Here is a 25,214-nt window from a genome sequence, read left to right as displayed (position 1 = left end):
CCTCTGTGAGACTCCGATGCCCGCCGACACACCCGACCATCATGTCCTGGATATCGCACGCAACAGCGCCAACCACCTGGCGCTTACTCCGCTGACATTCATCGAGCGCGCGGCCAAGGTCTATCCGGAGCGCACCGCCATCGTCCATGGCGCGCTGCGCCAGAGCTGGCGGCAGACCTACGCGCGCTGCCGCCAGCTGGCCAGCGGGCTGGCGCGCCTGGGCGTGCGGCCCGGCGATACGGTGGCCGTGATGGCGCCCAACATCCCGGCGCTGTACGAAGCCCATTTCGGCGTCGCCATGGCGGGCGCGGTGCTCAACGCCCTGAACACCCGGCTGGACGCGGAAACGCTGGCCTTCATCCTGGAGCACGGCGCAGCGACGGTGCTGCTGACGGACCGCGAGTACGCGCCCGTCATGGCGCAGGCGCTGGCCAAGAGCCGCAGGCCGATCCGGGTGGTGGACATCGACGACCCCGAGTACGGCGGGCCGGGCGAGCTGATCGGGGAAATGAGCTACGAGGCGCTGCTGGCGTCGGGCGATGCGCAGGCCGGATTCCCCTGGCCGGCGGACGAATGGCAGTCGCTGTGCCTGAACTACACCTCCGGCACCACCGGCAGCCCCAAGGGCGTGCTGTACCACCATCGCGGCGCTTACCTGAATGCGATGGGCAACGCCTTGGCCTGCGACATGCGCCAGCATGCCGTGTACCTCTGGACCTTGCCGATGTTCCATTGCAATGGCTGGAGTTTTCCCTGGACCATTGCGCTGCTGGCCGGAACCAACGTGTGCCTGCGGCGGGTCGAGGCCGGCGCCGTCTTCGATGCCATCCAGGCGCACGGGGTCGATTATTTCTGCGCCGCGCCGGTGGTGCTGGGCATGCTCATCAACAGTCCGCCGGAGATCAAGCGCCGCGCCTCGCGTCCGGTGCAGGTGCTTACGGGCGGCTCGCCGCCGCCGGCCGCCGTGATTGCGGCGATGGATGAACTGGGCATAGACGTCACGCACCTGTATGGCCTGACCGAGAGCTATGGTCCTTCGATCAGCTGCGCCTGGCACGAGGCCTGGAGCGATCTGCCGCTGGAGGAACAGGCCGCGCTCAAGGCGCGCATCGGCGTGCGCAAGCACACGATGGAACAGGTCCGCGTGCTGGATCCCGCCACCCTGGACCCCGTGCCGCCGGACGGCGTCACCGTGGGCGAAATCATGATGCGCGGCAACACGCTGATGAAGGGATATCTGAAGAACCCCCAGGCCACCGCCGAGGCCTTCGCGGGCGGCTGGTTCCATACCGGCGATCTGGCCGTGGTGCACCCCGATGGCTACATGCAGATCAAGGACCGCGCCAAGGACATCGTCATCTCCGGCGGCGAGAACATCTCGACGGTAGAGGTCGAGGATGTCTTGTACGCGCACCCCGCCGTGCTGGAAGCGGCGGTGGTGGCGCGGCCCGACGCCAAATGGGGCGAGACGCCCTGCGCCTTCGTCACGCTGAAGGACGGCTGCGCGGCAAGCGCGGACGAATTGACCGGCTTCTGCCGCACCCGGCTGGCGGGCTTCAAGGTGCCGCGCACCTTCGTGTTCGGCCCGCTGCCCAAGACCGCCACGGGCAAGATCCAGAAGTACCTGCTGCGCGAACAGGCGCGGCAGCTATGAGCCCGCCGCTGCCGGCGCGGCTCTAGGCGCGCGGCAGCAGGTCCAGCGCCTGCGCGTCGAAGCGCCGCAGGTTCGGGAACACCAGGCCCAGATCCTCGCGGCCAGCGCCGAACCAGGCGCCCAGGGACGCGCCCAACTGGTCCACGGCCAGGGTGGGCAAGAGGCGGCCGTTGTCGACGAAGCCGGGGCCGTCCAGGGCGATTTCCGGATGGCTGCCGTAGTAGCGGCCGCCCTGGACGGCGCCGCCCAGCACGAAGTGGTGCGAGCCCCAGCCATGGTCCGAGCCGTTGCCGTTGGAACCCAGGGTGCGGCCGAATTCGGATGCGGTGAAGGTGGTCACCTGGTCGGCCACGCCTATCGCCGACAAGGCCTGCTGGAACGCGGCCAGGGCCTGGCCCAGTTCCTTGAGCAGGGCGGGGTGGGTGTCGTTCAGGCCCGCGTGATTGTCATAGCCGTTCTGCGACACGAAGAAGACCTGACGGCGCGCGCCCAGCGCCTGCCTGGCGGCGATGATGCGGGCGACGATCTTCAACTGCTGCGCGAGTGGCGATGAGAAATCGCCGGGCACGGCTACGTCGGCAAGCGCTGCGCGCAGGCGTGCATCGGCGTCGATGGACTGCGCGGCGATGCGCGACATCTCGCGTTCCATCAGATGCTCGCGCGGCTGGGTGATCAGTTGGCGCAGCAAGGCGGTGCAGGCGCTGGAGCCATACATGTCGCGGGTCAGCGGGTCTATCTGCGTGGAACCATGGATGCCCACGCGGTATCCGGCAATCTTGCGCCCGGCCAGCAGCACGCTGCTGCCGCCCGCCGTAATGCCCGTGAAGGTGCGTTGCGCGTTGGCGTCAGCGTACAGGTCCGTCAGCCTTCCGGCCCAGCCCGATGCGGCGCCTTCCGGCGCCAGCGCCTGCCAGTACGACTGCTGGTCGTTGTGCGAGAACAGCTTGGGCGGCAAGGGCACGCGCGCGCCGATGTATTCCTGTTTGGACGTGGGCACGACCAGCGGGCCTATGTTCAGCAGCACCGCCATGTCGCCGCTTTCGTACAAGGGCTTGAGCGGCGCCAGCGACGGGGCCAGTGCAAACTGCACGCCGCCGGGCGCGGGCTGCTTGCCGCGCAGCGCGGTGGCCTGCAGGGCGTCGCGCGGCAGCGCGATGTCGGTGCGCGCCTGGGCATACGCCTTGTATGAAGCCGCGTCGTAGGGCACCAGCGAGTTGTAGGGGTCGTTTCCGCCATACAGGAACACGCAGACCAGCGCCTTGTAGGAAGAAGCTGGCGCCGATTGCGCGGCCGCTGCGCCCAGGGCCGCCAGGTTCAGCGCCAGCGGCGCGGCGGCCCCGGTGGCGCCCAGCGCGCAGGCGCGCAGCAGGAATTCGCGGCGGCTGGTCTGCGCATCGGAGCGGGAGCTCTTCATTTCTGCACCAGGTATTCGGGGCTGGCGGCCACCAGCATGATAGAGGCGCGCACCCGGTCGCGCGGCCGGCCCGCGGGTATGGTTGCCACGGCCCGCGCGATGGCGCCAGCGGTCTCGGCGGAGTAGGCGTCGCCCGCCAGCAGCAGCGCCACCCGCGCCACCAGCGCGGACGGATCCTGGGCCAGCGCGATCTCGGCGGTGTAGGGGGTCTGCAGATCCTCCCAGCCCCGGTCCACATAGATGGCCAGGAAGTTCAGGTAGCCGGCGATGCTGGTCTCGTCGGTGATCTGCAGTTCCGGCGCCACCAGGTGCTGGCGCGCCAGTTCCGTCACCGGCGGCACGTAGCGCGGGCGGAAGAAATTGAAGACGCTGGCCGAACGCATCGGGCTCTGGGCCAGCCGGATCGTGTTGTCGGTGGTGTCCGGCATGGCCCAGGCGCCGTTGTTGGAGGTGGCGCCGAACGCCCGCGCCCAGGCCGCAAAGCGCACGATGGGTTCGCGCACCTTGCCCCAGCCGGGGGCGGCCAGGTCGGGGTTGCGCGCCTCGGGGTCGAGCAGGACTGCGCGCACCACCGCCCTCAGGTTGCCGCGCGCGCCGGCGCCATCGTCGTTGAAGGCGGCGGACACGCGTCCGACATAGGCGCGGCTGGGATTACTGGTGACCAGCCGCTGGATCAGTTGCGTGCCGATGAAGGGCGCCACGTTGGGGTGGGCGCAGATCACCTCCATGGCGCGCTTGAGCGACAGGTGGCCGTCGGTGCCCGCCGGCACCACCGCGCCCAGGAAGCGCTTTTCAGCCAGGGAATGCAGTCCGTTGTTCAGGGCCATGGGCCGGCGGTGGAACTCCACATCGGTTTCCGGGCCGTTGATGTCCCAGCCGGTGAAGACCTTGGCCAGGCCCTGCACGTCGGCATTGTCATAGGTTTCCACCGGCGCGCCGTTCACCATCCTGACGGCGCCGTCCGGCTCCAGCTCCAGCAGGCCGATGCTGAACAGCTGCATGACCTCGCGGGCGTAGTTCTCGTCGGGATGGCGGCCGGTCTTGGGATCTTCCTTGCGGTTGCCGCGATAGGTCAGCATGCAGCCCATGGACAGGTTGCGGGTCACCGCCGTCAGCAGCTGCTGATAATTGCCCAGGGCATGCTCGGCCAGCAGGTCCATGAAGCCGGCCGCGCCGAACAGCGGCCAGGACGCCGTGATGGACGACACGCCCACCACGAAGATCTCGGACAGCGCGAACGCCACCCGCGTGCGCACCTGGTCCGGCGCGGCGATGAACTTGCGCCATAGCGTGGATTCCAGGGGGGCGTTGATGCCGTTGCCCTTGAACTCCTCGGTGTTCTTTTTTTGTTGCAGCAGCCAATCGAAGTGGGTCTGCGACGGCGGCATGGCCAGCTGCGCGTCCAGCCAGGCCGCGTAGCCGTCGCGCACCACGGCGTCGATGTCGGCGGGCGTGGGGCCGAACGTGGCCTGCGCCAGGAAGCGCGAGGCCTGGCCCGGGGTGGGTTTGCGGTGGGAGAGATCGGCGGACTGCGGCGCAGCCGCTGACGGCGTAGCGGACATGCGCAGGCACCTCGTCGAATGCGAAAACCTACGGTACTGAAGCCCAGGGCGGGCTTCAATACCGTCATTCGAACGAGGGACTAGTCCAAAAGGATGGTGTCAGACCGAGCGCGTGATGCCGCCGTCGATGCGGATGTTCTGGCCGGTGATGTAGGAAGAGGCGTCGGAAGCCAGGAAGGCGATCAGGTCCGCGACCTCTTCGGCGGTGCCGTAGCGACCCATCGGGATGCGCGTGCGGCGGTCTTCCTTTTCAGGCAGGCTGTCGATGAAGCCCGGCAGCACGTTGTTCATCCGCACATTGTGTTCGGCGTATTCGTCGGCGAACACCTTGGTGAAGGCGGCCAGCCCGGCGCGGAACACGCCAGACGTGGGGAACAACGCTTCCGGCTCGAAGGTGGCATAGGTCGAGATATTGACGATGGCGCCGGATTTCTGCTGCTTCATCACCGGTGCGACCAGGCGCGCGATGCGCACCACGTTCAGCAGGTAGAACTCCATGCCCAGGTGCCAGTCCTCGTCGCTGATTTCCAGCAGCGGACCCTTGGGGCCGTGGCCGGCGCTGTTGACTACCGCGTCGATCCTGCCCCATTTCTGCAGGGTGGCGTCCACCAGCCGCGCCAGGTCTTCGGGCGAGCGGTTGGACCCGGTGATGCCCAGGCCGTCCAGTTCCTGCGCCAGGGCCTCGCCCTTGCCGGAGGAAGACAGGATGGCCACGCGCCAGCCGTCGGCCGCCAGTTTGCGCGCCGCCGCCGCGCCCATGCCGCTGCCGCCGGCGGTGACGATCGCCACTTTTTCCGTGCTCATGCTCACTCCTGGTCTTGAATTATTGGGGAGCGGCCATTGTAGAAGCGGGACCGACCCGCCACACCACATTGCCGACGTCGTCCGCCACCAGCAGTCCGCCCTGGCGGTCTATGGCTACCCCTACCGGCCGCCCCTGGGCTTCGCCGCTTTGGTTCAAGAAGCCCGTCAGCACGTCGCGCGCGGCGCCATCGGGCTTGCCGTCGCGGAAGGGCACGAAGATGACCTTATAGCCGCTGCGCGGATCGCGGTTCCAGGAACCGTGCTGGCCCACGAACATGCCGTCGGTGTAGGGCGCGGGCAGCTTGGAGCCACCCGACCAGGCCAACCCCAGCGAGGCCGTGTGCGGACCCAGCGCGTAATCGGGCACGATGGCGCGCGCAACCAGGTCCGGGCGCGGCGGCTGCACCCGGGTGTCGACGTGCTGGCCGAAGTAGCTGTAGGGCCAGCCGTAGAAGCCGCCGTCGCGCACCGAGGTCATGTAGTCGGGCACCAGGTCGCTGCCAAGCTCGTCGCGTTCGTTGACCGAGGTCCACAACGTCTTGCCGTCGGGCGCCCAGGCCATGCCCACCGGGTTGCGCAGGCCGGTGGCATACAGGCGCTTGTTGCCGCTGGCCACGTCGATCTCCCAGATGGCGGCGCGTCCCTCTTCGATGTCCATGCCGTTTTCGCCGACGTTGCTGTTGGAGCCTACCGACACATAGAGCTTGCTGCCGTCCGGGCTGGCCAGCAGGTTCTTGGTCCAGTGGTGGTTGATGCCGGCCGGCAGGTCGGTGACCTTCACGCCAGCGGCGCTGATCCGTTGCTGCCCGGCTTCATACGGAAAGCGGACCACGGCGTCGGCATTGGCCACGTAGAGCTGATTGCCGATCAAGGCCATGCCGAATGGCGAATTCAGGCCCTCCAGCAGCACGCTACGGGCGTCGGCGACGCCGTCGTGGTTGGTGTCGCGCAGCAGGGTGATGCGGTTGGCGCTGTCGGTCCTGGCGCCGGCGCGTTTCATGACCAGGCCGGCGACCCAGCCCTTGAATCCGCCCGAGGCCGATTCGGGCTTGGGCGGTGCATTGGTCTCTGCCACCAGCACGTCGCCGTTGGGCAGCACGTACAGCCAGCGCGGATGGTCCAGGCCGCTGGCGAACTCGGTCACCGCCATGCCATCGGCGGCCACGGGATGCGCGCCTGCGGGCCAGCCCACGGCCTTGGCGGTCTTCACGGTGGGTATGGCGGTGGGATTGGGGGCGGGCAGCTGGGGCGAAGGGCCCATGCCGGCCTCGACCGGCAGCGTGGCCATTTCGCCGCAGGCATTGAGGGTGGCGACGGCCATCGCGGCGGCCAGCAGAAGGCGTGGTGTGGGCATGATGCATGCTCCGGGGGCGGTGAGGTCCATCATACGCTTGGGCCCGCGCCGGCCCGGGGATGATCAGCGCATCTCGAACGCTTCCTGGTGCCAGTGCACGTGCGCGCCGCCCAGTTTGCGCAGCCCGCGCCTGAGCGCATCCGCCAGGCCGGTGGGTCCGCAGAACCAGACGTCGGCGACGCGGCCCGCGGCCACCTCGCCCTGCGCCAGCGCGCCGGCCGTCAGCGTGTTGCCGTCACGCGCGCTGTGTATCGTCAGCGTCACGCAGTCCAGCGCGGCGCAGCGCTCCCGCAGCAGCGGCACGAAGGGATCGGTCGCGGCGTCGCGCACGCAGTAATGCAACCACACGCGCGGCGGCTGCGCCTGGCCGGCCTGCAACGCTTCCAGCCATGCGAGGAAGGGAGTGACGCCTATGCCCCCCGCCACCCAGACCTGCGTGGCGCCAGCCGCGTCGGGTTCCAGCTGAAAGCGGCCATAGGGTCCTTCCACGGCGACGTCCTGGCCGATCCGCAGCGTGCGCGCCAGCGTGCGGGTGTAGTCGCCCAGGGCCTTGATCTGGAACGTCACGCGGCGCTCGCCAGGCACGGGGGCGCTGGCGATGGTGTACGGGTGGGCGCCTTCCTTGCGGTCGAAGGTGACGAAGGCGAATTGCCCCGCATGGTGATGCCGCCAATTGGCGTCGAGATCGCAGCTGACCTCCATGATGCCGTCCGGCTGGTGGGTCAGCGATACGATCTTTCCGCGCGCGCGGCGGCCGTGGCCAACGCGTCCCAGCAGCGCCACCAGCGCGGCATAGGCGCCCGCGGCCAGCAGCGGAATCAGCAGCAGGCCCACGGGACCGCTCCAGTAGTACGCCGGCGCCAGCGCCACCGTATGGAACACCAGCGCCAGGAATAGCAGCGGCATGACGCGATGCAGGAGGCGCCAGGCCCGATAGGGAAAGCGCCGCCACAGGGTGATTGCCAGCATGGCAAGCAGCAGGTAGATCGACCATTCGCCCAGGTCCTTGGCCACGCCGCGCGAGCCTTCGAACAGCGCCAGCACGACGTCGCGGGCGGGACGGTTGCCCGCGTCCGCCAGGCCCTTCAGCGGGCCGCTGGCCAGCTTCAGCAGCCAGTGCGCGGCGCCGGCGCCCACCGCGAGCATGCCGGCCCATTTGTGCAGCCGGTAGATCTTGTCCATGCCGCCCAGCGGCCGTTCCAGCCATACCGGCCGCAAGGCCAGCAGCATGATCAAGGCCATCAGCCCGATGGACCAGACGCCCGTGAGGTACAGGCCTTGCTGCCGCGCGATCCAGTACCAGGCGCCTGCGGCGGGCGGCTGCAGGATCAGCGCGTCCAGGCCCCAGGCCAGGGTAAGGGCAAGCAGGAAGCCGCCGAGGGCGGCGCCGGTTCCTATCGGTTTCATGATGACATCCATGTTGGGGCGCTCGGCCCGCCGGATGCGGGCGGAGCGTGGCAAGGCGCGATCGCGCGGGTGCTTCAGTCCTTGATCTTGCTGCGCAGGACGGCGCCGCTTTGAGCGTCGACCCGCAGCTTCACGCGTTGGCCTTGCGGGTTGTCGGCCTTGACGTCGTAGCGGCCGTGTTCGAGCTCGATCTCGGTGATGTTGCGGTAGCCTGCGGCGGTCAGCGTGTCGTAGACCTGGCGCACGGTCAGCGTCGCGTTGGCAGGGGCCGTGGCGGCGGGCTGGACAGGCGTTTGCGCCGGCGTCTGGGCGTGAACGGCGGCCGCGCCGGTGAGGGTTGCGGCGCCAAGCGCCAGGGCGGCCAGGGTGTTGCGGATTGCGGTCATGGAATGGCTCCTTGGTTGTTGCGGGTTGCCGGAATGGCGACCATGACCGCATTATTCGGTTGTGCGGATGAACCAATTCTGAAGCCGCCGTTCACGTGCCGTTCATTTTTCGGGCGCTATAACTGGGCGGAGAATCGCCTCTTATGACGGACCCTGAATTGCGAAAGAGACCATGACCCGAGGAATGCGTACCCGAATCTGGCTGTCCTGCGGCGCGCTGATGTTGGCGCTGGCCGTCGGCCCCGGCACGGGCGTGGCCGACGAAAGCGACCATGAGCAGGCGCGCCAGGCCCTGCAGGCCGGCAAGGTCCTGCCCCTGCGCTCGGTGCTGGACATCGTCGAGCGCGACTATCCCGGGCAGGTGGTCAAGGTCGAATTCGAGGAAGACGATGGCGAGTTCATCTACGAGATCCGGCTGCTGCAAAGCGGCGGCCGGCTGGTCAAGCTGAAGATCGACGCGCGCGACGGCAAGGTGCTGGGCGTGAAGGGGCGCGACATCCAATTCCGGGACAAGCACTGATGCGCATACTCGTGGTCGAAGACGAACCTACCCTGGCCACGCAATTGGCCGACGCCTTGCGCCAGGCCGGCTATACCGTCGATACGGCGGCCGATGGCGGGACGGCCCAATACATGGGCGCGGTCGAGACCTACGACGTGGTGGTGCTGGACCTGGGCCTGCCGGTCATGGACGGCCTGACCGTGCTCAAGCAATGGCGCGCCGGCGGCCAGGGCATGCCGGTGCTGATCCTGACGGCGCGCGACAACTGGCACGAGAAGGTCGCCGGCATCGATGCCGGCGCCGACGATTATCTGACCAAGCCTTTCCACATGGAAGAGCTGCTGGCGCGGGTGCGGGCGCTGCTGCGCCGCTCCAGCAGCCACGCCAGCGCGCAATGGCGCTGCGGACCGCTGATGCTGGACACGCGCCTGGCCAAGGTCACGGTGGACGGCCAGGCGTTGTCCCTGACCAGCCACGAATTCAAGGTGCTGGCCGTGCTGATGCAGCGCGCGGGCGAAGTCATTTCGCGCAGCGAGCTGACCGAGCACGTCTACGCCCAGGACCACGACCGCGATTCCAACACCATCGACGTGTTCATCGGGCGGCTGCGCAAGAAGCTGCCGCCCGACACCATCGAAACCGTGCGCGGCCTGGGTTATCGCCTGGCCTGCGCCGCATGATGCCGCAGGGCGCGCGCGCACCCGGCTCGCTGCGCTGGCGCCTGCTGGCCGGCACGCTGGCCTGGATCGTGGTCACGGTGGTGTTGGCCGGCTGGGGGCTGGGCAGCTTGTTCCGCCAGCACATCACCGAGCAATTGCGCGCTGAACTGACCCTGCACCTGAACCAGCTGACCGCCGCCGTGAATGTGGCTCCCGATGGCCGCCTGGTGGTATCGCCGCCGCTGAGCGATCCTAGGCTGGAGCAGCCACTGTCCGGCCTGTACTGGCAGATCGACCGGCTCGACGAGCAGGGCCGCCCGGTGGCCGTGGGCGCGGCGCGCTCGCGTTCCCTTTGGGACCAGGTACTGGCGCTGCCCGCCGCCGACAACGCGGATGGCGTCTATGACATCGCGGGGCCGGAAAAGCACCGCCTCACCGCGTTGACGCGCATGCTGGAACCGGCCGAGACCGAGGCCGCGCCCTTGCGCCTGATCGTGGCGGCCGACAGCCAGGTGCTGGCTGAACCGATAGGGCGCTTCAACCACATGCTGCTGATTTCGCTGGGCGCGCTGGCGGCTGGATTGACCGTGGCGGCCGTGGTCCAGGTGATGGTGGGCCTGCGGCCGCTGGCAAGGCTCAGGCGGCAGCTGGCCCGGCAGCATGGCGGGGCCAGCGTGCGCATCGAGGGCAGTTTTCCCAGCGAAATCCAGCCCCTGGTCGATGATTTCAACCGCGTCCTGGCCGTCAACGCCGACATGGTGCAGCGCGCGCGCACGCAGGCCGGCAATCTGGCGCATGCGGTGAAGACCCCGCTGACGATCTTGGGCAATGCCGCGGCGCGCGAGGAAGGGCCGCTGGCGGCGCTGGTGCAGGAGCAGGTCGGCATGGCGCGCCGCCAGATCGACTATCACCTGGCGCGCGCCCGCGCCGCCGCGGCGTCCGACGCGGCCGACAGCCGCACGCCCTTGCGCAAGCCCATCGAGGGCCTGTTGCGGGTCATGCAGCGCCTGTATGCGCAGCGCGGATTGCAGCTGGAAATGCCCGAGTTTGCCGATGGCCTGGTGTTCCGCGGAGAAGAGCAGGACTTGCAGGAGATGGTCGGCAACCTGCTGGACAACGCCTGCAAATGGGCCGAACGCCAGGTACAGGTCACCGCGCTTGCGGCGGACCCTGGCCAGTTGCTCATCCAGATCGACGACGATGGCCCCGGCATTGCCGACGAGGAGCGCGAACGCATTTTCCTGCGCGGCGTGCGCATGGATGAACAGCGCCCGGGTTCGGGCCTGGGATTGGACATCGTGCGCGACCTGGCCACCACGTATGGCGGCCAGGTGCGGGCCGAGCGCTCGCCGTTGGGGGGCTTGAGGGTGTCGCTGTGGCTGCCGGCCGCCTGAGGCCGGCGCACGGATTTACTTGACCAGCGTGACTGGCGCTTCGGCCAGTTGCAGCACCTGGTTGGCGACCGAGCCGATCAGGATGTTCGCGAGTGTGCCGTTGCCGCGCGTGCCCATCACGATGCGTGCGCAGTTGTGGTCTTGCGCGTAGCCGGCGATTTCCGTCGCCGCATGGCCGAATGCGACGTGGCTGGTGTAGTCGGCGCCGGTCACGTCCAGAAGCTTGCGTGCCTCGTCCGTGGCCTCCTGGCCTTCGCGCAGGTAGAACTCGTCGATCATGTCCTGCGTGATCAGGCGCGACAGGCCGGCCCGGCCTTGCACGGGCGTCTGGACGTTGAGCAGATGGATGCGCGCGGCGCCGGCGCCTTGGGCCAGCTGGCGGGCATACAGGACGGCGCGGTTGGCGTTGTCGGAGCCGTCTACAGGGACCAGGATGTTCAGCATGGATGCTCCTTGACGGTTACTTGACCAGAGTGACGGGCAACTCCGTCAGATGCAGGACGCGTGTTGCGACCGAACCCAGGAACCAGGACGACACCGAGCCCAGCCCGCGCGAGCCCATGTAGATTTCGTCGGCGCCGGATTCGTCGGCCACGCGCACGATGGTCTCGGCCGCCGCGCCCACTTCGACGCGGGCCTGGAAGGGCACGCCGGCCTGGGTCAGCAGGTCGCTGGCGGCCTGCAGCGCGTGGCGGCCTTCTTCCTCGTGGTAGGCGTCGATCTCGGCCTGCGACAGGCCGCGGCCGATCTTGCCCGACTTCAGGGGGATCTGGACCGTGAGCAGTTCCACGCGTTCGACGGGGTCGTAGCCGCGGGCGTCGAGCAGGGCTTGGACCGCATGGACGGCGGGCTGCGAACCGTCCACGGGGATCAGGATGCGTTTCATGGGCGTCTCCTTGTGCGCGCCGCGGGCGGCGTTGTAGTCCACTGTATCCGAATTATTCGCCGAATCGGACTAGCGCGACATGCGCGGGATCAAACCGGGCGCAATCAGCGCGCAATCGGGGTCCGCTGGGCGCGCGGTCGACGCGTCATCAACGCCAGCGCGGCTCCAAAGTATGTGCGGCGGGCGCTTGTCCGAGCAGGCGTGGGGCCAGCGCGCTCAGCGCCTCGGCCGAGCCGCTGGTCTCCAGACGCAGGTCGCCCGGGCCGTCGGCGCGCAGCAGGCCGCGTTCCTGGAGCTGGTGACGCAGCCAGCGCGCCACGGGCGCACCGGTTTCCAGCAGCGGCACGCCGGGGCCGGCAGCCGCCTGGATCGCGTCGCGCAGGAAAGGAAAGTGGGTGCAGCCCAGCACCAGCACATCGGCGCCGGCTTCGCGCAGCTCCGCCACGGGAGCGCGCACCGCGGCCTCGGCCTCGGGGCCGCTGAGCACGCCTTGTTCAACCAGCCGCACCCATTCGGGGCAGGGCCTGAACAGGATGCGGACTTCGGGGGCCTGGCGCTGGACCAGCGCCGCGAATTTGGGGCTGGCCAGAGTGCCGGTGGTGGCGAACACGCCCACCACGCCGCTACTGGTCAGGTGCGCGGCGGGCTTGATGGCGGGTTCCACACCGATGATGATCAGTTGCGGATGGCGCTGGCGCAGTTGGGCGATGGCCGCCGCGGTCGCGGTGTTGCAAGCCACCACCATGGCCTTGGCCTGGCGCGACACGAAGTAATCGGCGATGGTGCTGGCGCGCTGCTCGACGTAGTCCTGGGTCTTTTCGCCGTAGGGCACATGGGCCGAGTCGGCCACGTACAGCAGGTATTCGTGGGGCAGCGCGTCGCGGATGGCGCGCAGCACGCTCAGTCCGCCGACGCCGGAATCGTAGATGCCTATGGGGGATTCTGAAAACATGGCTGCAATGCAGAGTGCGGGTGCGGGGCAGTGTAGCGCCGCGTGCTCAGGCCAGCGATTCCTCCCGCTGCCGGCGGGCCTCGTCGATCAGCTTGCGGGTCGCGCCCGACAGGGATTCGTCGCGCCAGATGAGGTTGAGCGGCGCGCGCAGCTCCGCGGGCTGGGTCAGGTTGACGTAGACCACGCCTTCGATGTTCACGCGGCGCAGCGACGCCGGCACCAGCGACACGCCCAGGCCTGCCGCCACCAGGCTCAGGGTGGACAGCATGCGCGGCGCTTCCTGGGCCACACGGGGGCTGAAGCCGGCGGCACCGCAGGCGGCGATGATGGCGTCATACAGTCCTGGCCCGCTATGGCGGCGATAGAGGATCAAGGATTCGTCGGCCAGTTCGGATAGCGCGATGCGCTTGCGCGACCGGCCCTTGACGGCCGGATGGTCGGCGGGAAACGCGGCCAGCATCGGTTCCTCCAGCACCGTCTCCACTACCACGCCGGGACCCAGCCCATAGGGGCCGCGGATGAACGCCACGTCCACGCGGCCCGCGCCCACGGCCTCCATCAGCTCCCCGGTGCTGCTTTCCTCCAGCACCAGCCGCACATTGGGCGCGGCCTCGCGGAAACGCCGGATGACGGACGGCACGAAGGGGTGGAAGGCGGCCGATCCGGTGAAGCCCACGGTCAGGCGTCCGGCCTCGCCCAGCGATACTCGCCGCACGCCTTCGACGGCCTGGTCCACCAGGGCCACGATGTTGCGCGCGTCGTCCAGCAGCGCGCGGCCGCTTTCGGTCAGCTCCATGCCGCGCGGCAGGCGGTGGAACAGCGTCACGCCCAGCTCCTGCTCCAGCACGCGGATCTGCTGGCTGAGCGGCGGCTGGCGTATGCCCAGCCGCGCCGCGGCCTTGGTCAGGTGGGATTCCTCGGCCACGGCCAGGAAGTAGCGCAACAGCCTCAAGTCTACGGATGCCATATTCAGCCGATATGAATATATAGATAGTCATATATTAGACATTATCCTGGGCGAAGAGTAGGCTGCAATCTCGTCGTCTTCCCCTGTTCCACCCCGCGCCCCTTGTCCGGCGCCGGCATAAAAAAATGATGAACGCAGCACCTTCCATCCCCGAGGCCGATCTCCGGCCCGCGCCCACTTGCGGGCAATTGTTCTACGGATTCCTCATGCTTGGCCTGACGGCCTTTGGCGGTGCCCTGCCGCTGGCGCGCCGCATGGTCGTCGAAAAGCACCGCTGGCTCAGCGGCGCCGAGTTCACCGATCTGCTGGGCCTGTGCCAGTTCCTGCCCGGCGGCAACATCATCAACCTGTCGGTGGCGCTGGGCATGAAGTTCCGCGGCCCGCGCGGGGCCTTCGCGGCGCTGATGGGCCTGATCCTGGCGCCGTCCGCCATCGTGGTGCTGCTGGGCATGGTGTACGACCGCTTCCAGAACGATCCGCACATCCAGCACCTGTTCGCCGGGCTGGCCGCGGCCGCCGCGGGCCTGCTGATCTCGATGGCCGTGAAGATCGGGCTGCCGGTGATCAAGCGCCGCGACTGGCTGGCCGGCGTGGTGGCCACGGCCTGCTTCATCGCCATCGCCGTGCTGCGCATTCCGCTGCTGCCGACCATGGCGGTGCTGACGCCGCTGAGCATCCTGATGGTCTGGAGGCAACGTCGATGATCCATACCCTGATTGCCCTGGCCCTGATCTTTTCCGAGCTGTCCGTGCTGGCATTCGGCGGCGGCAACACCATCCTGCCCGAGATGCAGCGCCAGGTGGTGGATGTGCACGGCTGGATGACGGCAGCGGACTTTTCCGCGCTGTTCGCCCTGGGGCAGGCCGCTCCGGGCCCCAACCTGATGGTGGTCACGCTGGTAGGCTGGCATGTGGCTGGCGGCCTGGGTGTGCTGGTCACCACCATCGCCAAGTTCGGCCCATCGTCCATCATCACCGTGATTGCCCTGGGGCTCTGGGAGCGCTTCAAGGACCGCCCCTGGCGCGGGGTGATCCAGGCCGGCATCTTCCCCATGACCGTGGGGCTGGTGGCCGCCAGCGCGGCGCTCATCACTGAAGCCTCGGTGCATACCTGGCTGCTGGGCGTGATTACCGCCGTGGTCGCGCTGCTGGGCAGCGTCACCCGCATCCATCCGCTATGGCTGCTGTTCGGCGGCGCACTGGTCGGTTTGCTCGGCATCGGTTAGCGTTAGGGCCTGTTCACGTCTAAAGGAGCGCCGCATGCCGCCGCTCAAGGATTTCGATCCCGAGGACGACGCTGCTTCCGGCGCTGCCTTGCCGTTCTTCCACGCGCATCGGCGTCTGGTCGGGTGCGCCGGCTTGCTGCTGCTCACGGCGGGCGCGCTCTACGCCCTGGGCGTGCCGTGGGTCCTGGCGCTGTTGCTGGGATTCGACGCAGGGGCGCTGGTGTTCCTGCTGATGACGGCGCGGGTGTTCGGCCGGACCAGTTCTGCGGCCATGCGCCAGCACGCGCAGCAGCAGGATGTCGGACGCACGGGCGTGCTGTGGAGCAGCGTGGCGCTGTCCTGCATGGTGATGATGGCGTTGTGGGTCGAGTTGCGGGGCGAGAGCGGCGCGGGCAGCGTACTGGCCATGCTGGCCGCCGCCGCGACCATCATCCTGTCGTGGCTCTACATGAACATGATCTTCGCGCTGCACTACGCGCATGGCTATTACGGCCATCGCAACGCTATGCACAAGGGCCTGGATTTCCCGGGTACGGAAGATCCTGACTACTGGGACTTCGCCTATTTCGCGCTGGTGCTGGGCATGACGTTCCAGGTATCGGACGTGCAGATCGTGAACCGGCGCTTGCGCCGCACCGCGCTGACGCATAGTGTCATCGCGTTTTTCTTCAACGTCTTCATCATCGCCATCAGCGTGAACGTGGCGGCCGGGCGGGCCTAGGACCGCCCAGCGGGGCCATGCCTCAGGCGGCGCCCAGGCGCCACAAGGACGTGACTTCCTTCGAGCGCGCCGCGTGCAGCGGGTCGCTCGCATCTTGCGCGCGGCCATGCGTGGGCCGCGTGTCGATGCGCTCGATGACCTGCAGACCGGCCTGGCTGGTCATCTCCAGCAGCGCTTCGCGGCTGCGCAGGCCCAGGTGTTCGGCCAGATCCGACAGGATCAGCCAGCCTTCGCCGTTCGGCGTCAGATGGGCCGCCAGTCCATTCAGGAAGCCGCGCAGCATGCGGCTGTCGGGATCGTAGACCGCATGCTCGACGGGCGAGCTGGGGCGGGCCGGCAGCCAGGGCGGGTTGCAGACGATCAGCGATACCCGTCCCTCGGGGAACAGGTCCGTTTCTTCGACCTCGACCTGCTTGGACAGGCCCAGCCGCTCCAGGTTTTCGCGGGCGCAGGCCAGGGCGCGGGGATCCGTGTCGGTGGCGATGACGCGCTTGCCGCCGCGGCGTGCGATCACGGCGGCCAGCACGCCGGTGCCGGTGCCGATGTCGAAGGCCACGCTGCCGCGCGGCATCGGGGTGCGCGCCACCAGATCGACGTACTCGCCGCGCAGCGGCGAAAACACGCCGTAGTGCGGATGGATGCGGGCGTTCAGCGCGGGGATTTCCACGCCTTTCTTGCGCCATTCGAAGGCGCCGATCAGGCCCAGCAGTTCGCGCAGCGACGCGACATAGGGCTCGGCGGCCGGGCCATGGGCTTCCTCGCAGGCCAGTTGCGCGTCGGGCGCGCGGCGCAGCGGAATGCCGTGGCCGGCGTCGAACGGAATCAGCAGCATGCCCAGGATGCGGGCGCGCTGCGACTGGATCTGACGGTGCTGGTTGAAGGCGTCCAGCAGGGTGTCCACGGGCTTGCGGGGGCGCTTGTCGACCCGCCGCGTCATGGCCTGCAGCAGTTGCCGCGCATTCTGGAAATCGCCGCGCCACAGCAGGCCGACGCCTTCGCAGGCCTGGCGGTAGGCCATGTCCGCCGTCATGGTGTCGTCCGCGACCACCACGCGCTTGGGCGGCGCGGCGCCGGATTCGGAGCGCCAGCGGGCGGAATGGGGGGTCTGGTTTTCTTCCCAGCGGATTTCAGGGACGGTCAACGTGTCGCTCCAGCAAGGCGGGGCGCGCGGGGCAGGGTGGTCATGGAGAAAGCAAAAAGAAGGGGCGCGGGCTGCCAATGTAGCAGCTTCACGCCCCGCCGCGGCAGGCGTGGCCTGCCGCGCCTGCCGTTGCCGGCCTTAGTGGAACAGCACCACCGCCTTCTGCAGGGTGATCCAGATGCCCCAGGCCAGCGGAATGCCCACGCAGGCCCAGGCGAATACCACCAGCGCCGCCGGCGTGCGGAACGTGGATGCGCCGACCCCATGCGTTTCGGTGGCGACCGCGCGTTCGTGGGCCAGCGCCTTTTCGCGCGCCAGTTCTTCGTCGCTCATGAAGTACTTGGCGTTCACCGGCCGGATCGCCAGGTTGCACAGGAAGCCCAGCACCAGCATGCCCGCCAGGATATACATGGTGATGTCGTACACCTGGGCGCGCGGCACGCCGATGGACAACTGGTATTCGCGGATGTAGTTCACCAGCACAGGCCCGAAAATGCCCGCCGCCGACCAGGCCGTCAGCAGCCGGCCGTGGATGGCGCCCACCATCTGCGTGCCGAACAGGTCCGCCAGATAGGCCGGCACGGTGGAGAAGCCGCCGCCGTACATGGACAGGATGATGCAGAAGGCGGCCACGAACAGGGCCAGCGCGCCGATATGCGCGGTCCAGGGGATGGCCGAATACAGCGCGAAGCCCAGCACGAAGAACACGAAGTAGGTGGTTTTGCGGCCCAGCTTGTCGGACAGGCTGGCCCAGAAGAAGCGGCCGCCGATGTTGAACAGGCTGAGCAGGCCGGTGAAGCCGGCGGCGATGGCGGCGATGGCCGCCAACTGGCTCTTGTCCAGCTGCGTGTAGCCCAGTTCAGGCTGGTTGATCAGGCCGCCGCCGAACACTTCCTGCAGCAGCGGCGAGGCCATGCCCAGGATGCCGATGCCCGCAGTGACGTTCAGGCACAGCGCCCACCACACCAGCCAGAACTGCGGCACGCCCCAGACGCGCTGCACGTGCACGTGGCCCTTGGTGATCATGGCGTTGCCGGCATGCTTGGCCGGCGCGGTCCAGCCCTCGGGCTTCCAGCCGGTGGGCGGCACGCGGTAGCCCAGCGCGCCCGACATCATGAAAACGAAGTACACCGCCGCCATGGTCAGGAAGGTCTGCCAGACCCCCGGCGAATCGGGCGTGGCGAAGTGGCGCATCAGCAGGTCGGCCAGCGGCGCGCCTATCATGGCGCCGCCGCCAAAGCCCATGATGGCCATGCCCGTGGCCATGCCGCGGCGGTCGGGGAACCACTTGATCAGCGTGCTCACGGGCGAGATATAGCCCAGGCCCAGGCCGATGCCGCCGATGACGCCCGACCCCAGCCACAGCATCCACATCTGGTGCAAGTACACGCCGATGGCCGAAATGACCAGGCCGCCGCACCAGCACAGGGCCGACACCACGCCCGCCTTGCGCGGGCCGGCGCGTTCCAGCCAGCCGCCCCACAGCGCGGCCGAGCAGCCCAGCAGCACGAAGAACAGGGTGTACATCCACCCCATGGTCGAGATTTTCCAGTCGCAGTTGGTGGCGAACAACTCGGCGACGAGGCTCATGTCCGCGGGGCAGGCCAGCGGCTTGGCGCCACCCACCACCTTGGACAGCGGCAGCCAGAACACCGAGAACCCGTAGGCCATGCCGATGCACAGGTGGATGGCCAGGGCGGCCGGGGGCACCAGCCAGCGCGAGAAGCCCGGGCCGGCGATGGTGCGTTCCTTGTCGAAAAATCCCGGCTTCGAACCGGGCAGGTCCAGCGTGGCAGTGCTTTGCATGTTGTCTCCTCTTGGGGGCCGCTCTGTGGCGCGCGTAGCCCGGCATCTGGCCGGTCCCGCCGCCTTCTTTTGTGATGCTCTTGTTGTCTTGCGTCGCGCCGCTGCGCTAGGCCACGCGGGCCAGCGGCGTCAGGCGCTGACGGTTCTGCGTGACTGCTTCCAGCACCAGCGGATGCAGCCGTTCCCCGCCGGCATCGCCGTCCGGGTTTTGTTCGAGAAAGTTCAGGAGCTCGTTGCGCATGCGCGGCTCCCAGAATTTGTGGATATGGTTGGCCACGCCTTCCAGCGCTTCCTGCCGGTCGGGCATGGCCTCGAAGAATTGGCCGATGCGGTTGGCCATGCGGATCAGGTTGCCGATTTCCATGCTTGCGTAGGTCCGGTTCAGGAGATGATGCGTAGGGGATGGGTGTACAAGGTGGCGTCTTCGCCGCGTAGAAAGCCCAGCAGGCTGACGTTGGCGTCATGGGCCAGGCGGATGGCGAGCGCGGTGGGCGCGGAGACGGACGCCAGCACGGCGACGCCGGCGGCGGCGGTTTTCTGCACCATTTCGAAGCTGGCGCGGCTGGACACCACGATGATGCCGTCGCCGGCATGCATGGCCTGGCGCGCCAGGGCGCCGACCAGCTTGTCCAGCGCGTTGTGCCGGCCGACGTCTTCGCGCACCAGCGCCACGGCGCCGTCGGCGCCGGCCCAGCCGGCGGCATGGGTCGCACCGGTAAGGTCGTGCAGGGTCTGGCGGGCCCGCATGTCGCGCATGGCCGCCAGCACCGCCTGGATGCGCACTGGCGCGCCATTGGTGACAGGCGCTACCGGCCGCAGCACCTCGGGCAGTGTTTCCACGCCGCACAGGCCGCAACCGGTGCGCCCGGCCATGGCGCGCCGCCGCGACTTCAACCGCACTTCACAGGCGCTGGAGATTTCCAGCTGGATCACGATGCCGTCGCATTGCGGCAGCAGGTCGATGCCGCGCACGTCGCTGACGCCGTCGATGATGCCTTCGGACAGCGCGAAGCCCACCGCGAAGTCCTCCAGATCGGACGGCGTGGCCAGCATGGTGGCGTGGCTGATGCCGTTGAACTCCAGCGCCACCGGCGTTTCCTCGGCCACGGAGTCGGTTTCGACCTCGGGGACCAGGGCGCCGCCCCGCACGCGGGTGACCTGAACCTGCGTGCAGTCGGGGCGGGAAGGCGGTGGCGTGGGCATGGCGCGTCCTGGCGGTTTGGGCTGGCGGTTATTTCCCGGTCAGCGCCGCCTCGTTTTCGCGTGAACGCTCGCGCAGCAGCTTTTGCTGGATATCCGCAAAGCGCGACCACTGGCGCTGCCATTCCGAAGGCTGGGACACCCGCGTGACCTGCACGGCCGTCACCTTGTATTCGGGGCAGTTGGTGGCCCAGTCGGAACTGTCGGTGGTGACGACGTTGGCGCCGGACTCGGGGAAATGGAAGGTGGTGTATACCACGCCTGGCTGCACCCGGTCGGTCAGCGTGGCCCGCAGCACGGTTTCGCCCGCGCGGCTCTGGATGCCGACCCAGTCGCCGTCCTTCACGCCGCGGTCCTCGGCGTCCTGCGGATGCAGTTCCAGCACGTCCTCGCCATGCCACATGACGTTGGGGGTGCGCCGGGTCTGCGCGCCCACGTTGTATTGCGACAGGATGCGGCCAGTGGTCAGCAGCAGCGGGAAGCGGCGCGTGCTGCGCTCGTCCGTGGGCACGTACTTGGTGATCATGAACTTGCCCTTGCCGCGCACGAACTCGTCGATGTGCATGATGGGCGTGCCGTCGGGCGCCTCGTCGTTGCAGGGCCATTGCAGGCTGCCCAGCTTGTCCAGCTTTTCGTAGCTGACGCCGGAGAACGTGGGCGTCAGGCGCGCGATCTCGTCCATGATCTCGCGCGGATGCTTGTAGTCCATGGGATAGCCCAGCGCATTGGACAGCGCCACCGTCACTTCCCAGTCGGACTTGCCGTTCTTGGGCTCCATCACCTTGCGCACGCGCGAGATGCGGCGTTCGGCGTTGGTGAAGGTGCCGTCCTTTTCCAGGAACGAGGAGCCGGGCAGGAACACGTGGGCATACTTGGCTGTTTCATTGAGGAACAGATCCTGCACCACGATGCATTCCATGGCAGCCAGCGAGGCTGCCACGTGCTGCGTGTTGGGGTCCGACTGCACGATGTCTTCGCCCTGGCAGTACAGGCCCTTGAAGGTCCCGCCCAGCGCGGCCTCGAACATGTTGGGGATGCGCAGGCCGGGTTCGGGCTGCAGGGTCACGCCCCAGTCCTGTTCGAACTGCGCGCGCACCGTGTTGTCGGAAATGTGGCGGTAGCCCGGCAGCTCATGCGGGAACGAGCCCATGTCGCAAGAGCCCTGCACGTTGTTCTGCCCGCGCAGCGGGTTCACGCCCACGCCTTCGCGGCCGACGTTGCCGGTGGCCATGGCCAGGTTGGCGATGGCCATGACGGTGGTGGAGCCCTGGCTGTGTTCGGTTACGCCCAGGCCGTAGTAGATGGAGCCGTTGCCGCCGGTGGCGTACAGGCGCGCCGCGCCGCGCACGGCCTGCGCCGGCACGCCGGTGATTTCTTCCATGGCTTCCGGCGAGTTTTCCGGCAGCGAGACGAAATCGCGCCATTCCTTGAAGGCCTTGGCTTCGCAGCGCTCGGCCACGAAGTCTTCGGCGATCAGGTTTTCGGTGGCGATCACGTGCGCCAGCGAGGACAGCAGCGCGGTGTTGGTGCCGGGGCGCACCTGCAGATGGAAGTCGGCCTTGATGTGCGGCGAACTCACCAGTTCGATGCGGCGCGGATCGATCACGATCAGGCGCGCGCCCTGGCGCAGGCGGCGCTTCAGGCGCGAGGCGAACACAGGATGGCCGCTGCTGGGGTTGGCGCCCATCACGATCACCACATCGGTGTGCATGACGGAATCGAAGGTCTGCGTGCCGGCAGATTCGCCCAGCGTCTGCTTCAGGCCATAGCCCGTGGGCGAATGGCACACCCGCGCGCAGGTGTCGACGTTGTTGGTGCCGAAGGCGGCGCGCACCAGCTTCTGCACCAGCCAGGTCTCCTCGTTGGTGCAGCGCGACGAGGTAATGCCGCCGACCGCGTCGCGGCCGTACTGGCCCTGGATGCGGCGGAATTCGGAGGCCGCGTAGTTGATCGCCTCGTCCCAGGACACTTCCTTCCAGGAATCGGTGATGTGCTTGCGGATCATGGGCTTGAGCACGCGTTCCTTGTGCGTGGCGTAGCCCCAGGCGAAGCGGCCCTTGACGCAGGAGTGGCCGCGGTTGGCCTGGCCATCCTTCCAGGGCACCATGCGCACCACTTCCTGGCCCTTCATTTCGGCCTTGAAGCCGCAGCCCACGCCGCAGTATGCGCAGGTGGTCACGACCGAGTGTTCGGCCTGGCCCATCATGATGACGGTCTTTTCCTGCAGGGTGGAGGTCGGACAGGCTTGCACGCAGGCGCCGCAGGACACGCATTCGCTGTCCAGGAAGGGCTGGTCCTGCCCCGGCGACACGCGCGATTCGAAGCCCTTGCCGGAGATCGTCAGGGCGAAGGTGCCCTGGGTTTCCTCGCAGGCGCGCACGCAGCGGTTGCAGACAATGCACTTGGACGCGTCATAGGTGAAGTACGGATTGGACTCGTCCTTTTCGCTCTTCAGGTGGTTGGCGCCGTCGTAGCCGTAGCGCACGTTGCGCAGGCCCACCACGCCGGCCATGTCCTGCAGTTCACAGTCGCCGTTGGCCGGGCAGGTCAGGCAGTCCAGCGGGTGGTCGGAGATGTACAGCTCCATCACGCCGCGCCGCAGGTCGTGCAGCTTGGGGGTTTCGGTGTAGACCACCATGCCGTTCTCGGCCGGGGTGGTGCACGACGCGGGATAGCCGCGGCGGCCTTCGATCTGCACCAGGCACAGGCGGCACGAGCCGAAGGGTTCCAGGCTGTCGGTCGCGCACAGCTTGGGGATGTTGATGCCGGCCTCGGCGGCCGCGCGCATCAGCGAAGTGCCCTCGGGCACCGTGATTTCCTGGCCGTCTATGGTCAGGGTGACGGTTACGGCGGACTCGCGCGCCGGCGTGCCCAGGTCGCGATCGCGCTTGATGACGGTTTCTAGCATGTCGGTCTCGGGTTCAGGCCGCGTGGGCGGCAGACTGGGAGGACTCGATGCCGAAGTCCTGCGGGAAGTGGTTCAGCGCGGACAGCACCGGGTAGGGCGCCATGCCCCCCAGCGCGCACAGCGATCCGCCCAGCATCGTGTCGCACAGGTCGCGCAGCAGATGCACCTGCTGTTCGCGGCCAGGGCCGCCCGCGACGATCTTGTCTATGGTTTCCACGCCGCGCGTGGAGCCGATGCGGCAAGGCGTGCATTTGCCACAGGACTCGATGGCACAGAACTCCATCGCGTAGCGCGCCATGCGCGCCATGTCGACGCTGTCGTCGAAGGCCACCAGCCCGCCGTGGCCGACCATGGCGGAGATCTGGATGTAGGCCTCGTAGTCCAGCGGCACATCCCACTGCGATTCAGGCAGATAGGCGCCCAGCGGGCCGCCCACCTGCACCGCGCGCAGCGGGCGGCCGGAGGCGCTGCCGCCGCCAAAGCCGTACAACAGGTCGCGCAGGCTCAGGCCGAAGGCTTTCTCGACCAGGCCGCCGTGCTTGAGATTGCCGGCCAGCTGGAACGGCAGCGTGCCGTGCGAGCGGCCCACGCCGTAGTCGCGGTAGTAGGCCGCGCCCTTGGCCAGGATGATGGGCACGGTCGCCAGCGAAATCACGTTGTTGATCACGGTGGGCTTGCCGAACAGGCCCGAAATCGCCGGCAGCGGCGGCTTGGCGCGGACCACGCCGCGCTTGCCCTCGAGGCTTTCCAGCAGCGAGGTTTCCTCGCCGCAGATGTAGGCGCCCGCGCCCTTGCGCACTTCCAGGTCGAAGCGGCGGCCGCTGCCGTGCACGTCGTCGCCCAGCCAGCCCACGCTGCGCGCCCGCGCGATGGCGGCTTCCAGGGTGTCGATGGCTTGCGGATATTCGGAGCGCACGTAGATGTAGCCGTAGGTCGCGCCCACCGCCAAGCCGGCGATGGTCATGCCTTCGATCAGCACATAGGGGTCGCCTTCCATCAGCAGGCGGTCGGCGAAGGTGCCGGAGTCGCCTTCGTCCGCGTTGCAGACGATGTACTTCTGGTCGCCGGGAGTGCCGGCCACCGTCTTCCATTTGATGCCGGTCGGAAACGCCGCGCCGCCGCGGCCGCGCAGGCCCGAGGCCACCATTTCATCGACGATCTGCCCCGGCTCCATCGTCAGGGCGCGTTGCAGGCCCTGCAGGCCGCCATGGGCGGCATAGTCCTGCAGCGACAGCGGGTCGGTCACGCCGACGCGGGCGAAGGTCAGGCGTTCCTGCTGCTTCAGATAGGGGATTTCTTCGGTCAGGCCCAGGCGCAGCGGGTGCTCGCCGCCGGCCAGCCAGTCCGCGTCGAACAGCGCGGCCACGTCCTCGGGCTGCACCGGCCCGTAGGCGATGCGGCCTTGCGGCGTGGCGATTTCGACCAGAGGTTCCAGCCACAGCAGGCCGCGCGAGCCGTTGCGCACGATCTGCACCGACAGGCCGCGGGCGTCGGCGGCGCGTTCGATGTCGCGCGCGACCGTGTCCGCGTCCATGGCCAATGCCGCGGCGTCACGCGGCACGTAGATGACGATAGGAGCGCTCATGACCGGTCCTCCAGCGTGCGGGCCAGCAGACGGTCCAGCTTTTCCGGCGTGACGCGGGCATAAGGCCGGCCGTCGATCATCACCGCCGGCGACTGGGCGCACAGGCCCAGGCAGTACACCGGCTCCAGGGTGAAATCGCCGTTCCTGCTGTTGGCGTGGAAATCACAGCCCAAGGCCGTGCGCGCATGGGCGGCAAGATGTTCGCCGCCCATGGCCTGACAGGCTTCGGCGCGGCAGACCTCCAGGGTATGGCGCGCCGCGGGTTCGCTGCGGAAATGGGGATAGAAGGTGATGACGCCGTGGACCTCGGCGCGGGACAGGTTCAGGGCCTCGGCGATGGTCTGCACCGCCGGGGCCGGAATACAGCCCAATTCATGCTGGACCGCATGGAGCACAGGGAGCAGCGGGCCGGGCTGGTCCTTCAACCGGGCGAGTATGCGGGCGGTGGCCGCGATGGCCGGGGTGGGGGACGCTTGGGCCGCGTCCAGGGCCATCTGGCCGCCGCGGGCGCCGCCGCTGGACGCCAGATCGGATGTTGCCTCGCGCTGATGCACGTCGGTCTCCTCCTGTGTTGCTGTAGGGTCGGGCTGGATTCTGTTGGGTTATATGTTTTTAAAAGCATATAAAAACCCTTCCAGCCGCATTATTTGTGTACTCTAGCGGGGTAATTCACCGTCTTCAATAAGA

24 protein-coding genes are annotated in these 25,214 nt (G+C 68.2%); 7 read left to right on the top strand and 17 right to left on the bottom strand.

Going from position 1 to position 25,214, the window contains the following annotated elements; genetic code table 11:
• The first annotated feature begins 16 nt into the window (after nucleotides 1-16).
• Nucleotides 17-1,654 (top strand): acyl-CoA synthetase, encoded by a 1,638-nt coding sequence (locus AXYL_RS25800; protein WP_013395815.1) that lies wholly within the window; start codon nucleotides 17-19, stop codon nucleotides 1,652-1,654.
• A 22-nt stretch (nucleotides 1,655-1,676) separates the two neighbouring features.
• Here the strand turns inward: AXYL_RS25800 and AXYL_RS25795 are convergent, their stop codons facing one another.
• The 6 genes from AXYL_RS25795 to AXYL_RS25770 all read right to left on the bottom strand — a co-directional run bounded on the left by AXYL_RS25795 (nucleotide 1,677) and on the right by AXYL_RS25770 (nucleotide 8,581).
• The gene (locus tag AXYL_RS25795; RefSeq protein ID WP_013395814.1) at nucleotides 1,677-3,068 is read right to left on the bottom strand and encodes a DUF1501 domain-containing protein; all 1,392 of its coding nucleotides are present in this window, start codon (nucleotides 3,066-3,068) and stop codon (nucleotides 1,677-1,679) included.
• Nucleotides 3,065-4,630 carry a DUF1800 domain-containing protein gene (locus AXYL_RS25790; protein WP_013395813.1) on the bottom strand — a complete coding sequence of 522 codons (1,566 nt, stop codon included), beginning with the start codon at nucleotides 4,628-4,630 and terminating at the stop codon, nucleotides 3,065-3,067. The genes AXYL_RS25795 and AXYL_RS25790 overlap by 4 nt, the downstream gene beginning before the upstream one ends.
• 99 nt (nucleotides 4,631-4,729) lie before the next feature.
• A complete protein-coding gene (locus AXYL_RS25785; RefSeq protein WP_013395812.1) occupies nucleotides 4,730-5,434 on the bottom strand; it encodes an SDR family oxidoreductase in 705 nt (234 codons plus the stop codon).
• A gap of 19 nt (nucleotides 5,435-5,453) precedes the next feature.
• A complete protein-coding gene (locus tag AXYL_RS25780) occupies nucleotides 5,454-6,788 on the bottom strand; it encodes a PQQ-dependent sugar dehydrogenase (RefSeq protein WP_013395811.1) in 1,335 nt (444 codons plus the stop codon).
• A 63-nt stretch (nucleotides 6,789-6,851) separates the two neighbouring features.
• On the bottom strand, nucleotides 6,852-8,195 hold the full coding sequence (locus AXYL_RS25775) for a ferric reductase-like transmembrane domain-containing protein (protein ID WP_041656149.1): 1,344 nt from the start codon (nucleotides 8,193-8,195) through the stop codon (nucleotides 6,852-6,854).
• A gap of 74 nt (nucleotides 8,196-8,269) precedes the next feature.
• Entirely contained in the window at nucleotides 8,270-8,581 is a 312-nt protein-coding gene (locus AXYL_RS25770; RefSeq protein WP_013395809.1) for a PepSY domain-containing protein, read from the bottom strand.
• A 220-nt stretch (nucleotides 8,582-8,801) separates the two neighbouring features.
• On the opposite strand from AXYL_RS25770, the gene AXYL_RS25765 reads away from it, so the two are divergent.
• The 3 genes from AXYL_RS25765 to AXYL_RS25755 are packed head-to-tail and all read left to right on the top strand — an operon-like array spanning nucleotide 8,802 to nucleotide 11,136.
• Nucleotides 8,802-9,101, top strand: coding sequence for a PepSY domain-containing protein (locus AXYL_RS25765; RefSeq protein WP_413772878.1), 300 nt, complete (start codon nucleotides 8,802-8,804; stop codon nucleotides 9,099-9,101).
• Entirely contained in the window at nucleotides 9,101-9,763 is a 663-nt protein-coding gene (locus tag AXYL_RS25760) for a response regulator transcription factor (RefSeq protein WP_013395807.1), read from the top strand. The genes AXYL_RS25765 and AXYL_RS25760 overlap by 1 nt, the downstream gene beginning before the upstream one ends.
• Nucleotides 9,760-11,136, top strand: a complete 1,377-nt coding sequence (locus AXYL_RS25755; RefSeq protein ID WP_013395806.1) for a sensor histidine kinase — start codon at nucleotides 9,760-9,762, stop codon at nucleotides 11,134-11,136. The genes AXYL_RS25760 and AXYL_RS25755 overlap by 4 nt, the downstream gene beginning before the upstream one ends.
• Nucleotides 11,137-11,151: 15 nt before the next feature.
• Here the strand turns inward: AXYL_RS25755 and AXYL_RS25750 are convergent, their stop codons facing one another.
• The 4 genes from AXYL_RS25750 to AXYL_RS25735 form a co-directional block, all read right to left on the bottom strand.
• Nucleotides 11,152-11,580 carry a universal stress protein gene (locus tag AXYL_RS25750; protein WP_013395805.1) on the bottom strand — a complete coding sequence of 143 codons (429 nt, stop codon included), beginning with the start codon at nucleotides 11,578-11,580 and terminating at the stop codon, nucleotides 11,152-11,154.
• Nucleotides 11,581-11,596: 16 nt separating this feature from the next.
• The gene (locus AXYL_RS25745) at nucleotides 11,597-12,022 is read right to left on the bottom strand and encodes a universal stress protein (protein ID WP_041656145.1); all 426 of its coding nucleotides are present in this window, start codon (nucleotides 12,020-12,022) and stop codon (nucleotides 11,597-11,599) included.
• 148 nt (nucleotides 12,023-12,170) lie between these two features.
• A complete protein-coding gene (gene murI / locus AXYL_RS25740) occupies nucleotides 12,171-12,974 on the bottom strand; it encodes a glutamate racemase (protein ID WP_013395803.1) in 804 nt (267 codons plus the stop codon).
• A gap of 46 nt (nucleotides 12,975-13,020) precedes the next feature.
• Nucleotides 13,021-13,941, bottom strand: coding sequence for a LysR substrate-binding domain-containing protein (locus tag AXYL_RS25735; RefSeq protein WP_013395802.1), 921 nt, complete (start codon nucleotides 13,939-13,941; stop codon nucleotides 13,021-13,023).
• A gap of 125 nt (nucleotides 13,942-14,066) precedes the next feature.
• Between AXYL_RS25735 and AXYL_RS25730 the strand changes: the two genes are divergently transcribed.
• From AXYL_RS25730 to AXYL_RS25720, 3 genes are read left to right on the top strand one after another with little or no spacing between them, the layout of a single operon-like run.
• The gene (locus AXYL_RS25730; protein ID WP_013395801.1) at nucleotides 14,067-14,645 is read left to right on the top strand and encodes a chromate transporter; all 579 of its coding nucleotides are present in this window, start codon (nucleotides 14,067-14,069) and stop codon (nucleotides 14,643-14,645) included.
• Nucleotides 14,642-15,166 (top strand): chromate transporter, encoded by a 525-nt coding sequence (locus AXYL_RS25725; protein ID WP_013395800.1) that lies wholly within the window; start codon nucleotides 14,642-14,644, stop codon nucleotides 15,164-15,166. Before AXYL_RS25730 ends, AXYL_RS25725 begins: the two co-directional genes overlap by 4 nt.
• Nucleotides 15,167-15,200: 34 nt before the next feature.
• Entirely contained in the window at nucleotides 15,201-15,887 is a 687-nt protein-coding gene (locus tag AXYL_RS25720) for a DUF1345 domain-containing protein (protein ID WP_013395799.1), read from the top strand.
• Nucleotides 15,888-15,909: 22 nt separating this feature from the next.
• On the opposite strand, the gene AXYL_RS25715 is transcribed toward AXYL_RS25720, so the two are convergent.
• The 7 genes from AXYL_RS25715 to AXYL_RS25685 form a co-directional block, all read right to left on the bottom strand.
• On the bottom strand, nucleotides 15,910-17,028 hold the full coding sequence (locus AXYL_RS25715; protein ID WP_013395798.1) for a methyltransferase: 1,119 nt from the start codon (nucleotides 17,026-17,028) through the stop codon (nucleotides 15,910-15,912).
• 138 nt (nucleotides 17,029-17,166) lie between these two features.
• Nucleotides 17,167-18,834, bottom strand: coding sequence for an OFA family MFS transporter (locus tag AXYL_RS25710; RefSeq protein ID WP_013395797.1), 1,668 nt, complete (start codon nucleotides 18,832-18,834; stop codon nucleotides 17,167-17,169).
• A gap of 106 nt (nucleotides 18,835-18,940) precedes the next feature.
• Complete coding sequence (locus AXYL_RS25705) at nucleotides 18,941-19,198, bottom strand: formate dehydrogenase subunit delta (RefSeq protein WP_013395796.1); 258 nt, start codon at nucleotides 19,196-19,198, stop codon at nucleotides 18,941-18,943.
• 17 nt (nucleotides 19,199-19,215) lie between these two features.
• Complete coding sequence (gene fdhD, locus AXYL_RS25700) at nucleotides 19,216-20,037, bottom strand: formate dehydrogenase accessory sulfurtransferase FdhD (RefSeq protein WP_013395795.1); 822 nt, start codon at nucleotides 20,035-20,037, stop codon at nucleotides 19,216-19,218.
• A gap of 28 nt (nucleotides 20,038-20,065) precedes the next feature.
• A complete protein-coding gene (gene fdhF / locus AXYL_RS25695) occupies nucleotides 20,066-22,942 on the bottom strand; it encodes a formate dehydrogenase subunit alpha (RefSeq protein ID WP_013395794.1) in 2,877 nt (958 codons plus the stop codon).
• A 13-nt stretch (nucleotides 22,943-22,955) separates the two neighbouring features.
• Entirely contained in the window at nucleotides 22,956-24,527 is a 1,572-nt protein-coding gene (locus AXYL_RS25690; RefSeq protein WP_013395793.1) for a formate dehydrogenase beta subunit, read from the bottom strand.
• Entirely contained in the window at nucleotides 24,524-25,081 is a 558-nt protein-coding gene (locus AXYL_RS25685; protein WP_013395792.1) for a formate dehydrogenase subunit gamma, read from the bottom strand. The genes AXYL_RS25690 and AXYL_RS25685 overlap by 4 nt, the downstream gene beginning before the upstream one ends.
• Nucleotides 25,082-25,214: the final 133 nt, after the last annotated feature.

Origin of the sequence: Achromobacter xylosoxidans A8, assembly GCF_000165835.1 — a bacterium.
Taxonomy (GTDB): Bacteria; Pseudomonadota; Gammaproteobacteria; order Burkholderiales; family Burkholderiaceae_B; genus Achromobacter; species Achromobacter xylosoxidans_B.
The sequence above is the reverse complement of the archived record's forward strand: the minus strand, read 5'-3'. Positions and strand labels throughout refer to the sequence as shown.

Bases quoted from the DNA above. Each gene is read 5' to 3' on its own strand.
- AXYL_RS25720 (WP_013395799.1), top strand. From the start codon at position 15,201: ATGCCGCCGCTCAAGGATTTCGATCCCGAGGACGACGCTGCTTCCGGC.
- murI (WP_013395803.1), bottom strand. From the start codon at position 12,974: ATGTTTTCAGAATCCCCCATAGGCATCTACGATTCCGGCGTCGGCGGA.
- AXYL_RS25755 (WP_013395806.1), top strand. From the start codon at position 9,760: ATGATGCCGCAGGGCGCGCGCGCACCCGGCTCGCTGCGCTGGCGCCTG.
- AXYL_RS25725 (WP_013395800.1), top strand. From the start codon at position 14,642: ATGATCCATACCCTGATTGCCCTGGCCCTGATCTTTTCCGAGCTGTCC.
- AXYL_RS25780 (WP_013395811.1), bottom strand. From the start codon at position 6,788: ATGCCCACACCACGCCTTCTGCTGGCCGCCGCGATGGCCGTCGCCACC.
- AXYL_RS25800 (WP_013395815.1), top strand. From the start codon at position 17: ATGCCCGCCGACACACCCGACCATCATGTCCTGGATATCGCACGCAAC.
- AXYL_RS25770 (WP_013395809.1), bottom strand. From the start codon at position 8,581: ATGACCGCAATCCGCAACACCCTGGCCGCCCTGGCGCTTGGCGCCGCA.
- fdhD (WP_013395795.1), bottom strand. From the start codon at position 20,037: ATGCCCACGCCACCGCCTTCCCGCCCCGACTGCACGCAGGTTCAGGTC.
- AXYL_RS25790 (WP_013395813.1), bottom strand. From the start codon at position 4,630: ATGTCCGCTACGCCGTCAGCGGCTGCGCCGCAGTCCGCCGATCTCTCC.
- AXYL_RS25760 (WP_013395807.1), top strand. From the start codon at position 9,101: ATGCGCATACTCGTGGTCGAAGACGAACCTACCCTGGCCACGCAATTG.
- AXYL_RS25730 (WP_013395801.1), top strand. From the start codon at position 14,067: ATGATGAACGCAGCACCTTCCATCCCCGAGGCCGATCTCCGGCCCGCG.
- AXYL_RS25775 (WP_041656149.1), bottom strand. From the start codon at position 8,195: ATGAAACCGATAGGAACCGGCGCCGCCCTCGGCGGCTTCCTGCTTGCC.
- AXYL_RS25750 (WP_013395805.1), bottom strand. From the start codon at position 11,580: ATGCTGAACATCCTGGTCCCTGTAGACGGCTCCGACAACGCCAACCGC.
- AXYL_RS25690 (WP_013395793.1), bottom strand. From the start codon at position 24,527: ATGAGCGCTCCTATCGTCATCTACGTGCCGCGTGACGCCGCGGCATTG.
- AXYL_RS25705 (WP_013395796.1), bottom strand. From the start codon at position 19,198: ATGGAAATCGGCAACCTGATCCGCATGGCCAACCGCATCGGCCAATTC.
- AXYL_RS25745 (WP_041656145.1), bottom strand. From the start codon at position 12,022: ATGAAACGCATCCTGATCCCCGTGGACGGTTCGCAGCCCGCCGTCCAT.
- AXYL_RS25710 (WP_013395797.1), bottom strand. From the start codon at position 18,834: ATGCAAAGCACTGCCACGCTGGACCTGCCCGGTTCGAAGCCGGGATTT.
- AXYL_RS25735 (WP_013395802.1), bottom strand. From the start codon at position 13,941: ATGGCATCCGTAGACTTGAGGCTGTTGCGCTACTTCCTGGCCGTGGCC.
- AXYL_RS25765 (WP_413772878.1), top strand. From the start codon at position 8,802: ATGTTGGCGCTGGCCGTCGGCCCCGGCACGGGCGTGGCCGACGAAAGC.
- fdhF (WP_013395794.1), bottom strand. From the start codon at position 22,942: ATGCTAGAAACCGTCATCAAGCGCGATCGCGACCTGGGCACGCCGGCG.
- AXYL_RS25785 (WP_013395812.1), bottom strand. From the start codon at position 5,434: ATGAGCACGGAAAAAGTGGCGATCGTCACCGCCGGCGGCAGCGGCATG.
- AXYL_RS25795 (WP_013395814.1), bottom strand. From the start codon at position 3,068: ATGAAGAGCTCCCGCTCCGATGCGCAGACCAGCCGCCGCGAATTCCTG.